Raw genomic sequence first — 14,565 nt, forward strand, 5'->3', positions numbered from 1 at the left:
ATGGCGGGGGCTTTTCTTCAGCGAGGCTCAGATCACTCTTGAGCTTCTGCTTCTTTGGCTTGCCGCTTCTCGATCACATCCACCAGACGCTTGGCCAGCGCCGGGTAGTTCTCGTCGAAGTGGTGGCCGCCAGGCAGCTTGATGGCTTCACCCACCGCGGTCTTGTCGGTGCAGCCGCTTTCGTCGGTTTCTTCTTCGCCGTAGATGCACACCACTTTGGCGGCTGGCAGCTTGGCCATTTCCGGGCCGGTAGCGGCTTCCTTGCCGGCGTTGCCGAGCCAGCCTTCGACTTCGATCTCGAAGCTGCCAGTGCGGGCGAAGGCCAGCAGGATGATCGCGTCGACGCGTTGCTGCTCCGACTCGGCCAGCCGGTTGTAGATCGCTGGCAGAACATCCGCGCCGAACGAGTAACCGGTCAGGATGAAGCGCTTGGTGCCCCATTTCTGCCGGTAGTGTTGCATCAGTTCAGCCAGATCCAGCGCGCTTTGTTCCGGGCTCTTGTGCTGCCAGTAGTAGCGCAGGGTGTCGATGCCGACCACCGGGTAGCCGATCTTGGCCATTTCGCCCGCCACGTCGCGGTCGAGGTCGCGCCAGCCGCCGTCACCGGAAAGGAACAGGGTCACGGTGTCCCTGGCCTGGCCCGCCGGCACTTCGACCACCGGAATCTGCAGGCCGCCCGCAGCTTTGTCGCCGCCGACGAGGATCTTGCGCAGTTCGTTGTTCAGCACTTGCGGCAGGTTGATGTCGTAGTCGCTGATGCTGGTTTCGGCGTTCGGTTGGTCACGCACGAAGCCGGCGCTGGTATCGTCCGGATTGTCGTTCCACGCCGCCAGCCAGTGGCCGTGGGCGGCGCTTTTCGGCAACAGGTGCGTGCAGCCGCCCTTTTCCAGGGCCAGGTCGACCGAGACGGCGTAGGCCTTGTCGTCCTTTTGCTCGGACAACCAGCGCCAGGCCAGCACGGCGCCAGGGCCGATGCCGCTGACCAGGGTCGCCGGGCCTTTGAGTTCCCGCAGGCCCGATTGCAGGGCACGGCTTTGCAGCAGGCAGTCCTTGGGCAGGATCACCTGGACAATTTGCGCCGAACCACTGCGGCTCAGGGTGATCAATTGCTTGTCGCTGAGTTTCTGGTCTTCGTTGACCGCCACCAGCACCTGGGCGTGTGGCGTGGTGCCGGGGATGACACGGGTCATGGCCGCACCCTCGGCCGGGGTCAGCAATTGGAGGGTCGGTTCCGGCGCCGGGCGTTTCAGGTACCAGAAACCGCCACCGAGAATCAGGGCCACTATCACCAGCGTGCCCAATACATACCGCAAGGAGCGTTGAATCATCAGCGTTTCACCAATCCGGTCAAGCCGCCCGCGATCAGGGCGGCAGTGTCGGCCAGCGCAACCAGCGGATCGAGTCCGGCGGGCACGGCCATATAACGGGGTTCCCAATCAGGCTGGAACTTGTCTTTGAAGCGGCGCAAGCCCTGGAAGTTGTACAGCTGCTCACCACGGCGGAATACCATCGAGCCCAGGCGCTGGGTCAATGGCGCGCCGCGACGGGGTTGCAACCCCGACAACGGCACCATGCCCAGGCTGAAACGCGCGTATCCATGGTTTTTATAATGTTGAATCAGGCCGACCATCATGAATTCCATGGTCAGCTTCGGGGCATCCGGGTGCGCGCGCATCAGGTCGAGGCTGGCCAGGTCGTGGCCGTAGGTCTCGAGCAGGTTGGCGAACGCCACCGGGCGTCCTTCAAAGCGAATCACCGCGATGCGGAAATGCTTGAGGTAGTCATCGCTGAAGCGGCCGAGCGAGAAGCCTTTCTCGCGGACGTTCTTGCCGGTCAGCCAGGCATCGGAAATCACCTTGAGCTCATCCATCGGTGCCTGCCCCGGCTCATGGATTTCCAGGGACAGGCCGTCCCGGGTGCCACGGTTCCAGGTGTAGCGCAGGTCCTTCATCTCTTTGCCCTTGGCTTCGAGATCAAAACGCTTGAGGTCGACCCGGGCTTCTTCGCCGAGCTTGATCGCGGTCAGGCCGATGTCCATGTAGTACGGCAGGTTCTCGGCGCGCACTTGATAGAACACGGGACGGGCGTGGTGGATGTCGCACAGGTCGCGGAACTGCCAGATCATTTCCGCCCGTTGCTGGCCCGGGCCGATCGGGTCATACAACGCCACCAGGCTGCGGCCGCGACGGGCATACATCAGGAAGGCTTCGTCATTGGGGTGAAACAGCAGCGCCTTGTCACCGGTCAGGGCCAGGCCGCCATCCGGTTGGGCCGATGCCATGAGGATCTTGCTGGCGCGCTCCAGTTCGTCGGGCGTGGGCAGGTGAATGACCGGACGCGCGGTGCGCAGCAACCAGGTCAGGGACACCACCACTAGCAGCACGGCAGCCCCGAGCAGAGAGCGCAGGCCGCGAGGGGCGTCGGCGTCGAGGGTGAACTGCCACCAGAGTTGGTGGCTGTACGGAACGTCCTGGTAGGCAAACAGCAGGAGCCACATCGACGCACCGAGTACGCACAGGCTAGCCACCAGGTACAACGGCGAGAACGGTACTTCGGTCAGGCGGCTGGGGCGATAGAACGAGCGGCGGAATACCCCCAGCAGGCTCGCCGTCAGCACCATCAGGCTGGCTTCCTCCCAGTCGAAGCCTTTGAGCAGCGAGAGCAGGGCGCCGACCAGCAACAGAATGGTGGTCAACATCCACGCGGCCGACAGCCGGCGACGCAGCCCCTGGGCCAGCAGCAGGCAAAGCACACCGACCAGGCTGGCACCGAAGTGCGAAGCATCGACCAGTCGATGGGGGATCAGAAAACCGATGTGTTCCAGGCGGGTATCGATTTCCGGGGTGGCGCCGGAGAACAGCAGGACAACGCCGGACAGGAACACCAGCACCGCCAGTATCGGTGCCGCCAGGCCCGAGGCCGCGCGCAACGTCTGGCGTGTCTGGAACAGGCGTTGGCCTTCGTTGACCAGCAACAACAGGCAGGCCACCAGCAGGGGCAAGACCACATAGATCAAGCGATAGAGCAGCAGGGCAGCCGCCAGTGGCGCAGTGCCAAGGGTGTCGGAAAACGCCGCCAGCAAAATGGCCTCGAACACCCCGACACCGCCCGGCACATGGCTGAGCACGCCGGCGGCCAGGGCCAGCAGGTAAACCAGAAGGAACGCACCGAAGGGTGGCGTTTCCGGCAGCAGCAGATAGAGCACGGTCGCGGCGGCCGCTACGTCCAGGGCGGTGATGACCAATTGCAGGAAGGTCAGGCGACGCCCGGGCAGGCGCAAGGTGCGGCGCCCGACCCTGACCAGCAGGTTGTCCGGGTAAGGCTGATCCGGCAGCCGACGACGGTAGATACCGATGGCCAACCCGGAAAACAGTACGAGCACGGCGGTCGCCACTACGCCCAACAACGTCTGGGAGAGTCCCAGGGCGGAGGACGCCGCTGGCAGGTCGCTGAGCGTCGCCAGGGCAGCCAGCGGTGGCAGGGCGCAACCCAGCGAGAGGCTGGCGAACAACGTCATGCGGGCGACTTCAGCCGCTCCCAGGCCATGGCGGGCATAGAGGCGATAGCGGACAGAACCGCCCGACAGCATTGAAAGACCGATGGCGTTGCCGATGGCAAAGGCCGTGAACCCACCCAGCGCCAGCTCACGCGGTGCCAGGCTCACCCCGGCATAGCGGCTGGCCGACCATTCGTAGCCGAGCAGAATGATGAAGCCCGCCACGGTCGCGCCCAGTGCGCCCATCAAGGCAGGTTTCGGAATCTCGAGGATCGAGTCGTGCAGCGCGTCAAGGTCGAGTTCGCTCAACAGGTGGCGACAGGCAATCAGCGCGATCGCGAACAGCAGCAGGGTGACCGCCAGACCAATGGGTTGACGGTACTTGCTCAATCGATCAAGCAGGCGCAAACGCTCGGCATTGATCGGTTGTGTCGCTGTGACAGTGTCTTGTGAATCAGACGAGTTGGCGCGCATCAATCACCTCTTGGATTGTGCGCGACAGGATGGAGGTATCCAGCCAAGTTACCAATCCCTGTAGAAAAAAATAATCACAAATATTAACGCCTATCACCCGGCAACAGGGGCGGCGCGTTATCAGTCGTGGAGGCTTCCGGCTGTGATGGAGCATAGTCGGCGCCTCGGCGCATGGGGGACCCCGAATAGCTCGCTACACAGTGACAGGCCATTGTTGCGAAAGGACTTTTTCAACAGATACAAAAAAGGCCACTCTTTCGAGTAGCCTTTTTTGATGTTTGGTTGCGGGAGCCGGATTTGAACCGACGACCTTCGGGTTATGAGCCCGACGAGCTACCAGACTGCTCCATCCCGCGTCTGTGTGGCGGCATTCTATAGAGATACGCCGGGGTGTCAACCGTTAATCCGCAAGCAGGTCAAATAAATGTTGAATCGCGTCAAACGGTCGCAGGGGTGGCCTAAGTTTCGGAATCAGAACGATTTCCGGTTTCGGTCTGTTTGAGCGTCCAGGGCTTGTTTCGGCGTTCGGTGCAACAAAATGAGCGCGCACAAAAAAGGCCACTCTTTCGAGTAGCCTTTTTTGATGTTTGGTTGCGGGAGCCGGATTTGAACCGACGACCTTCGGGTTATGAGCCCGACGAGCTACCAGACTGCTCCATCCCGCGTCTGTGTGGCTCATTCTATAGAGATGCGCTCGGGTGTCAACCTCCAATTCCGATAAAACCTCTTCCTGTTCAATCGGTTAGCGTTAAAAATGGGAGGTCGACCGGTCTGTAAGGCAAGTAGCGTAAGGCCTGCGCGTCTATTGAAAGTAATTTTTCGATTGAAAAAATAAATTCACAATCGACTCTTCCTACGATTGAAAAAGAACATTCAGACTACTGGTGCTATATACAGGTGTCGGTGAGATACTGTTTGTCCGGCACGCCATGACGCCTTTTCTTTGCCATGAACACGGCTTTGCTATGACCCAACGCAAAATCATCCACGTCGATTGCGACTGTTTCTATGCCGCCATCGAGATGCGCGACGACCCACGCCTCGCCGGTAAACCACTGGCGGTAGGTGGGTCGGCGGACCGGCGCGGGGTGATCGCTACCTGCAATTATGAGGCGCGAGCGTACGGGGTGCGTTCGGCGATGTCCTCCGGGCATGCCTTGAAGCTGTGCCCGGACCTGACCATCGTCAAGCCACGGATGGACGCCTATAGAGAAGCGTCCAGGGAAATTCACACGATCTTTCGCGATTACACCGAGATCATCGAGCCCCTCTCGCTCGATGAGGCGTACCTCGATGTGTCGGACAGCGCGCATTTCGCCGGCAGTGCAACGCGAATCGCCCAGGACATCCGGCGCCGGGTCTCCAACCAGTTGCATATCACCGTGTCGGCGGGCGTGGCGCCGAACAAGTTTCTGGCCAAGATCGCCAGTGACTGGAAAAAGCCCAACGGCCTGTTTGTCATCACTCCGGACCAGGTCGAGGACTTTGTCAGTGGCTTGCCGGTGAGCAAGTTGCACGGGGTCGGCAAAGTCACCGCCGACAAGCTCGGCAAGCTGGGTATCACCGATTGCCTGCAATTGCGCGAGTGGGACAAGTTGGCACTGGTACGTGAATTCGGCAGCTTTGGCGAGCGACTCTGGAGCCTGGCCCGTGGGATTGATGACCGCGTGGTGCACAACGACAGTCGTCGTCAGTCGATCAGTGTCGAAAATACCTACGACGTCGATCTGCCGGACCTGAAGAGCTGTCTGGACAAGTTGCCCGAGCTGCTGGAGACCCTGGCGGGTCGCATGGCGCGGATCGACAGCAGCTATCGTCCGGGCAAACCATTCGTCAAAGTGAAGTTCCACGACTTCACCCAGACGACATTGGAGCAGGCCGGGGCAGGGCGGGATCTGGGGAGTTATCAGTTGATGCTGACCCAGGCCTTCAATCGCGGTGGTAAAGCGGTGCGGTTGCTGGGTGTCGGCGTGCGGCTGGAGGATTTGCGGGGCGGGTTCGAGCAGATGGAGTTGTTTGAGCGGTAGTTGGGTGGTGAGTTTGCGGGCCTCTTCGCGAGCAGGCTCGCTCCCACAGGGATTTGAATGTTCACAAATCCAATGTGGGAGCGAGCCTGCTCGCGAAGCTTTTTGGCTCTTAGTTCAGCCCCGGATTCGCCACCAGCCGTTCGCCATTGCGGGCCAGCGACTTCAGGAATTCGGTCTGTAATTCGGGATCGTTGCGCGTCAGTTCGATCAGGCTCTGTTCCAGTTCGCTGGCTTCTTCTTCAAGACCCAGCTCCGACAGGCGCTTGACCCGGTGGACCCACTGATTGACTTCGTCGCCTTCGAGATCGTCATAAATCAGCCCGTGGGCCTCATAGAGCTTGCTGCGCAAGGTGCTGCTGACGGCTAGCGAGGAGTCGGTGTGCACGTCGTCCTGGGCATCCTCGACACGAATCAGCAACCGGCTCAGGTGATTGATGTCATGTTCGGCGAACGGGTTGTCCAACAGATTCAGGCGCAATATGCCGTTTTTGTCGGTGGTCAGTTCGAAGGTTTCCTTGCCGGCCTTGACCTCGACCGGGCGCTCGCTCCAGGGCAGGCTTGAGTATTCCGTACGCTTGTCGCGCTGGACTTCATCAATACCGGCCAGGTTCTGCTGCGCGCGACCGTGGGACTGCACGTTCATGAACGGGTTGAGCCCGGCGAAACCGTAGCTCAGCCAGTCCTTGGTCACGCTGTCCGGCAGATTGCCTAGGGCGAACACGTTGACCACGTTGGCACCGACACCTGCCACCACGGCCACCGCGCCCAGCGGAATTTCGTAAACCTCCCGCCAGGGTTGGTACGGCGTATAGCGATCGTAGTGACGAGTGACTTCGTACTCGGTGACTTCGAAAGTCTTCTGCTCGTGGATTTTCACCCGCCGTTGCGGCAGCTCAAGCACCTTGGGCTCACCGACATCGATCTGCAGGCTGTGATCGAGCAATTTGCGCTCGACCCGCTCCTCGTGCTCGCTGCGTTGTGACATGTGATTGGCACAGCCGCTGACCAGCAGGGCGCCGCACAAGGCGGCACCACCGAGGCCTAAGGTGTTTCGCTTGACCATGACGTCTCTATATCTGCTTTCAGCGGCGGATGCGGGCCTGAAGGAAGGGCAGCACGTCGGCGACCGGCAGCGCTTGTGCGTCGGCCTCGGTACGGCTCTTGTATTCCAGGTTGCCTTCGGCCAGGCCGCGGTCGCTGACCACGATCCGGTGTGGGATGCCGATCAGTTCCATGTCCGCGAACTTGATGCCCGGGCTGGTTTTCTTGTCGCGGTCGTCCAGCAGCACTTCGAAGCCGGCAGCGGTGAGTTCCGCGTACAGCTTGTCGGTGGCTTCGCGAACCTGCTCGGTCTCGTAGCGCAGCGGTACCAGGGCAATCTGGAACGGCGCGAGGGTATCGCTCCAGATGATCCCGTTTTCGTCGTTGTTCTGTTCGATGGCGGCGGCCACCACGCGGGATACGCCGATACCGTAGCAGCCCATTTCCAGGGTGACCGGCTTGCCGTTCTCGCCCAGCACTTCGCATTTCATCGCTTTGCTGTACTTGTTGCCCAGCTGGAAGATGTGCCCGACTTCGATGCCGCGCTTGATTTCCAGGGTGCCCTTGCCATCCGGGCTAGGGTCGCCGGAAACAACGTTGCGCAGATCGGCAACGGTCGGAACAGGCAGGTCGCGTTCCCAGTTCACGCCGAAGTAGTGTTTGTCGTCGATGTTGGCACCGATGCCGAAGTCGCTCATCAGTTCGACCGAGCGGTCGATGATGATCGGCAGCGGCAGGTTCAACGGGCCGAGGGAACCGGCGCCGGCGCCAATGGCCTCGCGCAGCTCGCTTTCGGACGCCATGACCAGCGGGCTGGCAACGCCAGGCTGGTTGGCGGCCTTGATTTCGTTCAGTTCATGGTCGCCACGGACGATCAGGGCAATCAGCTTGCCTTTCTCTTCAGCGTGCACCACCAGGGTCTTGATGGTTTTCTCGATCGGCAGGTTGAAGCCTTCGACCAGTTGCGCAATGGTCTTGGCGTTCGGCGTGTCGACCAGGCGCAGCTCTTCGCTCGGAGCGCCGCGCAAGGTTTCGCGAGGCACGGCTTCGGCTTTCTCGATGTTCGCCGCGTAGTCGGAACCGTTGCTGAACACGATGTCGTCTTCACCGGATTCGGCCAGCACGTGGAACTCGTGGGAGCCGGCACCGCCAATGGAGCCGTTGTCGGCTTCTACAGGGCGAAACTTCAGCCCCAGACGGGTGAACACGTTGCAGTAAGCCTGGTGCATGCGGTCGTAGGTGACCTGCAGCGAAGGCTGATCGGCGTGGAACGAATAGGCGTCCTTCATGATGAATTCGCGGCCGCGCATCAAGCCGAAGCGTGGGCGGATTTCGTCACGGAACTTGGTCTGGATCTGGTACAGGTTGATCGGCAGCTGCTTGTAGCTGCTCAATTCGTTGCGCATCAGATCGGTGATGACTTCTTCATGGGTGGGGCCTGCACAGAAGTCGCGGCCATGGCGATCCTTGAAGCGCAGCAATTCAGGGCCGTACTCTTCCCAGCGCCCGGACTCCTGCCACAGCTCCGCCGGTTGCGTGCTCGGCATCAACACTTCGAGAGAGCCGGCGGCGTTCATTTCTTCGCGAACGACGGCTTCGACCTTGCGCATTACCCGCAAGCCCATCGGCAGCCAGGTGTACAGGCCCGAGGCGAGCTTGCGGATCATGCCGGCACGCAGCATCAGCTGGTGGCTGATCACGACCGCGTCGGAAGGCGTTTCTTTTTGTGTGGCGAGCAAAAATTGACTGGTGCGCATGGTTGGCCGTTATCGATTGCTGATGACGAGAAATGACGGAGCATTGTACGGGCGAGATCCGCTGACGTACAGGCGTGCGGTCGGCGGTGAGGCAGGAGGGCGCGATTCACTCGGCCCTCCGCGATTTTTCCGGCGTAAAGATCCTACGATTCTTCGGTGAGCGGGGTCTGCACCGGCTCCGGTGTAGGTGACGGACCTGCACGGTGGTTCTCCTGGAACCAGTGCAAGGCGATCAGCAGCAGGGTCGGGACGCCCAGCAGGGCGGTGATCAGGAAGAAGTCGTGGTAACCGAATTTTTCCACCATGACCCCGGAATAGCCGCCGATCAGGCGCGGCAGCAACAGCATGATCGAGCTGAGCAGGGCGTATTGGGTGGCGGAGAACTTGAGGTTGGTCAGGCTCGACAGGTAGGCGACGAACGCCGAGGTCGCCAGGCCCGAGCTGAAGTTGTCCAGGGAGATGGTCAGCACCAGCATGTTCAGGTTGGGGCCCATGTCGGCGAGCATCAGGAACAGGATGTTGGTTGCCGCGGATGCGACACCGCCGATGAACAGGATCGGCAGGATGCCGAAACGCACGATCAGCAGGCCGCCCATGCCGGCGCCGACCAGGGTCATGATCAGGCCGAAGATTTTACTGACGCTGGCGATCTGGTCCTTGGTGAAACCCTGGTCGATGTAGAACACGTTGGCCATCACGCCCATGACCGTATCGGACATCCGATAAGTGGCGATCAAGCCAAGCAGCAGCAGCGCTTGCCAGCGGTATCGCAGGATGAAGTCGTTGACCGGTGTCAGCACTGGCGCCAGGCCACGACGGCCCATGGCCGAGAGGCACAGGGTGGTGAGCATGATATAGAGGATGGCCCGCAGGAAGGCGCGGTCTTCGAGCAGCAGGTCGAGCGGGCTCACGCCTTCGAACAGTACGCTGGCGAAGTCGGTGTTGTAGAGCTGGGTGAACATGGCTGGCACGGACACCAGCAAAATGATCAGCACGAACACTGAGGCCAGTTGATGCATGAAGCTGTAGCGCCCGGCCTGCAGTTGCGTGCGCAACGGGACCGGCGGTTCGCGCATGAACATGCTGGTCAGCAGTGCCGGGACCATCAGGGCGCCGAACAGGATGTAGGTGCCGGCCCAGGCCGAATGCTTGTAGTTGAAGCCGGTGGAGCCAAAGCCTTCGGCGAAGTAGAGCGCGCCTGCGGTAGCCAGCAGCGCAGCGACCCGGTAACCGGACATGTAGCTGGCGGCCAGTGCGGCCTGGCGGTTGTCTTCGGCGATTTCCAGGCGGTAGGCGTCGACCGCGATGTCCTGCGTCGCTGATGCGAAAGCGACGACGACGGCAATGGCGATCAGCCAGGACAAATGCTTTTGCGGGTCGCAGAAACCCATCCCGATCAGGCCAAGGATGACCAATGCCTGGGACAGCACGAGCCAGGATCGTCGTCGACCGAGTTTACCGAGCAATGGCAGTCGCCATTGGTCGAGCAAGGGCGACCAGACCCATTTGAAGGCATACGCCAGGCCGATCAGGCTTGCATAGCCAATGGTTTCACGCGCCACGCCAGCTTCACGCAGCCAGACTGAAAGTGTCGAAAACACCAGCATGTAGGGCAAGCCGGCGGCGAAACCAAGCAGCAACAGCACGAGTGTCGAGGGGCTGGCATAAGCGGCGAGCGCGGCGCGCCAGGTTTTACGGGGCATGGGCTGGAGTCTGCCTCAAGAAATACGGAAACAAAGCGCGCACTCTAACCGCTGTGCTCTACCGGGCGCCAGCCATGGCGCTGAATATCAACACGATTATTCAGGATACTGATGCCCTCCATGCGTAATCGTGCGCGCTGTTCATCACCCGAAGGGCTGCCCGCCGGCAGGCTGATACGCCCGTTTGCGCCCAGAACACGGTGCCAGGGCAACTTGCTGTCGCCGGGCAGTTGACTGAGGGTGCGCCCGACCCAGCGGGCGGCGCGACCCAGTCCAGCAAGCTCGGCCAGTTGGCCGTAGCTGACGACTTTGCCCTCGGGTACCTGTGCCAGCGTCAAATACAGCGCCGTGCGTCGGATCTGCGCTGCACTATCGGCTTCATCGGTTGGATCGGTCACGTCCGTCAGTCCTGAAGAGGTTTGCTTTACCATCTTAAGAGTAATTCCTTCGCAGGAAGTTGAGAAATGAACTCAACAGAAATAGTCGGGTCAGTCCTTGTCAGGGCCTTGTTCCTACGGATAATGCCGACTGTTCTCGCAAGCCTGAGCCTGTATTTTGTTTATGTTGTCCAGATCCCTGCTGTGTCTCGCCGTCCTTGGCGCATCCTCTCCCTTGCTGGCCGATACCGTGTGGTTGAAGAACGGTGACAAGCTGAGCGGCAAGATCACCCTGTTCGATGGCGGCAAGCTGCTGATCCAGACCGAGTACGCCGGTGCGGTGACGATCGACTGGAAACAGGTCAAGACCCTGGACAGCGATCAGGAGTTGCTGGTCAAGCAGGATGCCTACAGTGGCGAGAAAACCAAATCGCTGAAAGCGGCGGACGCCGGCAAGGTTACGCTGGCCAACGGCGACGCACCGAAGACGGTCGAGCTGGGGAGCATTCAGCAGATCCTCAAGCCAAAACCTGTGGTCGAGGATCTGGTGTGGAAAGGCAACATCGATGTCGCGCTGGATTACCAGCGGGCGGAAAACGACACCGATGACTACGACATTGATTTCAAGACCAGTGCGCGACACGGTCGCTGGCGGCACACCGCTGAGGGTGAATACAACCGTGAGTTCCAGGACGACGTGGTGACCACGGACAACTGGCGGACCGAGTACTCCATCGACCGATTCCTGACCGAGCAATGGTTCTGGCAGGGGCGCCTGGTCTACAAGCGCGACAAGGTCGAGGATCTTTCCCGGCAACGAACGGTCGGTACCGGTCCCGGCTATCAGTTCTGGGATAACGAACTCGGAGCGTTCTCCCTGGGCTCGCTGGTCAACCGCACGGACTATGAATTTTCCGATGGCAGCGATGAAAATTTCTACGCCCTGGCCATGACGTGGGACTACAACCGCTACCTGGTCGGCAAGCGTGTCGAGTTCTTTACCAATGGCGAGGTTGGCAAGCCGCTGTCGGGTGTGGCCGACTACGCGCTCGATGCCGAAATGGGGTTGCGCTACAAGGTGACTGACTGGGCTTCGCTGAACCTGAAGGCGGAGCGCGACATCATCAGTGGTACCGACGATTCGGATCTGGACAAGACGCGCTACACCGCAGGGTTTGGCGTGACCTGGTAAGAGCATCTAAAGGTCGCCGCCTTCGACAGCTCCCGCAGGGTCAACCCGGGAGCTGTCGAAGGTGGCGATCTTTTTTGTGTGAACAAAACACTCGCCCACAAAAAAGCCCCGCTGTTGAGGGCGGGGCTTTTTACTAAAGCAAGTACAAGTTAGATAACTTGAACTTCTTCAGCTTGCATGCCTTTCTGACCGCGGGTAGCGATGAAAGAAACCTGTTGGCCTTCTTTCAGGCTTTTGAAGCCGTCGGACTGGATAGCTTTGAAGTGAACGAACAGGTCGTCACCGGATTGTGGAGTGATGAAGCCGAAGCCTTTTTCATCGTTGAACCACTTAACGGTACCGGTTTGGCGATTAGACATGGTGTAACTCCTTGAACAAAGATAACTGCGACTCAGGAAGAACCCTGGCCGAGACTGAGTGCAAAGAGCAGGAAAAATTCTTGTAGATGGTTGGATCGAAATTCAACATATCGTGTAGAGATTCTCAGTGACACAAGCAGCACAGTGGCGCCACCTTAACCCTTTTTCCGGGACGTGCCAATGCTTCTTGCACAGGTTTCTCTGTTTTAAGGATCGGCGGTGTGACGGTTCGTCGCCAGAGCAGGTAATTCCTGCCTGTTCGGCGAGATTTGCACCGCGGACTTTGAACCCGGCGGCGCGCCCGGTAAGATGCCGGACAGAATTTTTCGACCTCGCTATTCAGGACACCCGCCATGAGCATCAAATCGGACAAGTGGATTCGCCGCATGGCGCAGGAACACGGCATGATCGAGCCTTTCGTCGAGCGCCAGATGCGCGGCAGCGACGATAGCCGTGTGATCTCCTACGGCGTGTCGAGCTACGGCTACGATGTGCGTTGCACCAATCATTTCAAGGTGTTCACCAACATCAATTCGGCCATCGTCGACCCGAAGAACTTCGATGCCGGCAGCTTCGTCGACATCCACAGCGACGTGTGCATCATTCCGCCGAACTCCTTCGCCCTGGCCAGCACCGTCGAATACTTCCGCATTCCGCGTAACGTGTTGACCATTTGCCTGGGTAAAAGCACCTACGCGCGCTGCGGCATCATCGTCAACGTCACGCCGCTCGAGCCTGAGTGGGAAGGCCACGTGACCCTGGAGTTCTCCAACACCACCAATCTGCCGGCGAAAATCTACGCGAACGAAGGCGTGGCACAGATGCTGTTCCTTGAGTCTGACGAAGAGTGTGAAGTGTCCTATAAGGACCGTGGTGGCAAGTATCAGGGTCAGCGTGGAGTGACCCTGCCGCGCACCTGAGTCAACCGTCTGACAAATGTCGGGAATTCCTGAGCGGGCGTACACTCTATGGGGTGTACTGTTCCGATCCGCGCGAGGCGGGTCGGGCCATCGCTCAGGAGTGCCGAATGAAGATCGATCCGCGAATCAGTGCCGAACTGGCAAGGCTTGAACCCAATCAGGTTGGCGTTCTGGCCTGGTCCTTGTTGGCACACCCGCCCGTCAGCATGGCAGGGGGTATTCCCGGCCAGCCAGATCCTGATACCCCGAACGAACAGCCTAATGAACCGGGCGAGCCTACGCTGCCGGATGAGCCACCGCCTGCACCTGTGGCCTGATACCCCTGACACCCTGGCTCCTCTGTAGGAGCGAGCCTGCTCGCGATGGCGTCGGTTCAGTCAGCAATGATGTCGACTGAGAATCCGCTATCGCGAGCAGGCTCGCTCCTACAGGGGGGGCAGGTTGTTATTTCAGGTTGCCGCTCAGGAACTGCTTCAACCGCTCGCTTTTCGGATTGCCCAGCACGTCTTCCGGCGCGCCTTCTTCCTCCACCAGGCCCTGGTGCAGAAACAGCACCTGGCTCGACACTTTGCGGGCGAAGCTCATTTCGTGGGTCACCATGATCATGGTCCGGCCTTCTTCGGCCAGACCCTGGATCACCTTGAGCACTTCACCCACCAGTTCCGGGTCCAGCGCCGAGGTCGGTTCGTCGAACAGCATGACTTCCGGTTCCATGGCCAGTGCGCGGGCAATCGCTACCCGTTGTTGCTGACCGCCGGACAGGAAGGCCGGGTATTGGTCAGCCACGCGGGAAGCCAGCCCCACCTTGTCGAGGTAGCGCCGGGCGCGGTCCTCGGCTTCTTTCCTGTCGCAGCCCAGCACCCGGCGCGGGGCCATGGTGATGTTTTCCAGCACCGTCATGTGGCTCCACAGGTTGAAATGCTGGAACACCATGGCCAGGCGGGTGCGAATCCGCTGCAGCTCATCGGCGTCGGCCACGTGCATGCCGTGGCGATCCTTGATCATGCGGATGTTCTGCCCGTCGAGGCTCATGGCGCCGTCGTTGGGTTGTTCCAGGAAGTTGATACAGCGCAGAAAGGTACTTTTACCCGAGCCGCTGGCGCCGATCAGGCTGATGACGTCGCCGGTCCTGGCCTTGAGCGAAACACCTTTGAGGACTTCATGGTCGCCGTAGCTTTTATGCAGGCCTTCGATGGTCAGTTTGTACATGGGACGTGCA

Annotated in this window: 12 protein-coding genes and 2 tRNA genes; 4 read left to right on the forward strand and 10 right to left on the reverse strand. The window is 60.2% G+C overall.

Annotated features, from left to right (window positions below):
• Nucleotides 1-32 precede the first annotated feature (32 nt).
• The 4 genes from AC3ITA_RS05955 to AC3ITA_RS05970 form a co-directional block, all read right to left on the reverse strand.
• A complete protein-coding gene (locus AC3ITA_RS05955; RefSeq protein ID WP_095943908.1) occupies nt 33-1,328 on the reverse strand; it encodes a virulence factor family protein in 1,296 nt (431 codons plus the stop codon).
• Nucleotides 1,328-3,970 carry a bifunctional lysylphosphatidylglycerol flippase/synthetase MprF gene (gene mprF / locus AC3ITA_RS05960; protein WP_489279742.1) on the reverse strand — a complete coding sequence of 881 codons (2,643 nt, stop codon included), beginning with the start codon at nt 3,968-3,970 and terminating at the stop codon, nt 1,328-1,330. Before mprF ends, AC3ITA_RS05955 begins: the two co-directional genes overlap by 1 nt.
• Nucleotides 3,971-4,249: 279 nt before the next feature.
• Nucleotides 4,250-4,326, reverse strand: a tRNA-Met gene (locus tag AC3ITA_RS05965).
• Nucleotides 4,327-4,558: 232 nt separating this feature from the next.
• Nucleotides 4,559-4,635, reverse strand: a tRNA-Met gene (locus AC3ITA_RS05970).
• A 300-nt stretch (nt 4,636-4,935) separates the two neighbouring features.
• Here AC3ITA_RS05970 and dinB point away from each other — a divergent pair.
• On the forward strand, nt 4,936-5,997 hold the full coding sequence (gene dinB / locus AC3ITA_RS05975; protein WP_095943910.1) for a DNA polymerase IV: 1,062 nt from the start codon (nt 4,936-4,938) through the stop codon (nt 5,995-5,997).
• Nucleotides 5,998-6,106: 109 nt separating this feature from the next.
• On the opposite strand, the gene AC3ITA_RS05980 is transcribed toward dinB, so the two are convergent.
• The 4 genes from AC3ITA_RS05980 to AC3ITA_RS05995 all read right to left on the reverse strand — a co-directional run bounded on the left by AC3ITA_RS05980 (nt 6,107) and on the right by AC3ITA_RS05995 (nt 10,896).
• Entirely contained in the window at nt 6,107-7,060 is a 954-nt protein-coding gene (locus AC3ITA_RS05980) for a hypothetical protein (RefSeq protein ID WP_095943911.1), read from the reverse strand.
• A gap of 19 nt (nt 7,061-7,079) precedes the next feature.
• Nucleotides 7,080-8,795: a proline--tRNA ligase gene (locus AC3ITA_RS05985; RefSeq protein WP_489279743.1), complete on the reverse strand. Its 1,716-nt coding sequence runs from the start codon at nt 8,793-8,795 to the stop codon at nt 7,080-7,082.
• Between the two features lie 143 nt (nt 8,796-8,938).
• Nucleotides 8,939-10,498, reverse strand: coding sequence for an AmpG family muropeptide MFS transporter (locus tag AC3ITA_RS05990; protein WP_095943913.1), 1,560 nt, complete (start codon nt 10,496-10,498; stop codon nt 8,939-8,941).
• 44 nt (nt 10,499-10,542) lie between these two features.
• Nucleotides 10,543-10,896 (reverse strand): MGMT family protein, encoded by a 354-nt coding sequence (locus AC3ITA_RS05995; RefSeq protein ID WP_095943940.1) that lies wholly within the window; start codon nt 10,894-10,896, stop codon nt 10,543-10,545.
• Between the two features lie 163 nt (nt 10,897-11,059).
• Between AC3ITA_RS05995 and AC3ITA_RS06000 the strand changes: the two genes are divergently transcribed.
• On the forward strand, nt 11,060-12,067 hold the full coding sequence (locus AC3ITA_RS06000; RefSeq protein ID WP_489279744.1) for a DUF481 domain-containing protein: 1,008 nt from the start codon (nt 11,060-11,062) through the stop codon (nt 12,065-12,067).
• A gap of 149 nt (nt 12,068-12,216) precedes the next feature.
• Here AC3ITA_RS06000 and AC3ITA_RS06005 read toward each other — a convergent pair whose 3' ends face one another.
• On the reverse strand, nt 12,217-12,426 hold the full coding sequence (locus AC3ITA_RS06005) for a cold-shock protein (RefSeq protein ID WP_002554837.1): 210 nt from the start codon (nt 12,424-12,426) through the stop codon (nt 12,217-12,219).
• A gap of 353 nt (nt 12,427-12,779) precedes the next feature.
• Here AC3ITA_RS06005 and dcd point away from each other — a divergent pair, with 353 nt between their 5' ends.
• Nucleotides 12,780-13,346: a dCTP deaminase gene (dcd, locus tag AC3ITA_RS06010; RefSeq protein ID WP_007940589.1), complete on the forward strand. Its 567-nt coding sequence runs from the start codon at nt 12,780-12,782 to the stop codon at nt 13,344-13,346.
• A 107-nt stretch (nt 13,347-13,453) separates the two neighbouring features.
• Complete coding sequence (locus AC3ITA_RS06015) at nt 13,454-13,663, forward strand: hypothetical protein (protein WP_033047523.1); 210 nt, start codon at nt 13,454-13,456, stop codon at nt 13,661-13,663.
• Nucleotides 13,664-13,790: 127 nt separating this feature from the next.
• On the opposite strand, the gene AC3ITA_RS06020 is transcribed toward AC3ITA_RS06015, so the two are convergent.
• A complete protein-coding gene (locus AC3ITA_RS06020) occupies nt 13,791-14,555 on the reverse strand; it encodes an ABC transporter ATP-binding protein (RefSeq protein WP_095943915.1) in 765 nt (254 codons plus the stop codon).
• Nucleotides 14,556-14,565: the final 10 nt, after the last annotated feature.

This window comes from Pseudomonas sp. GL_090 (assembly GCF_057837765.1).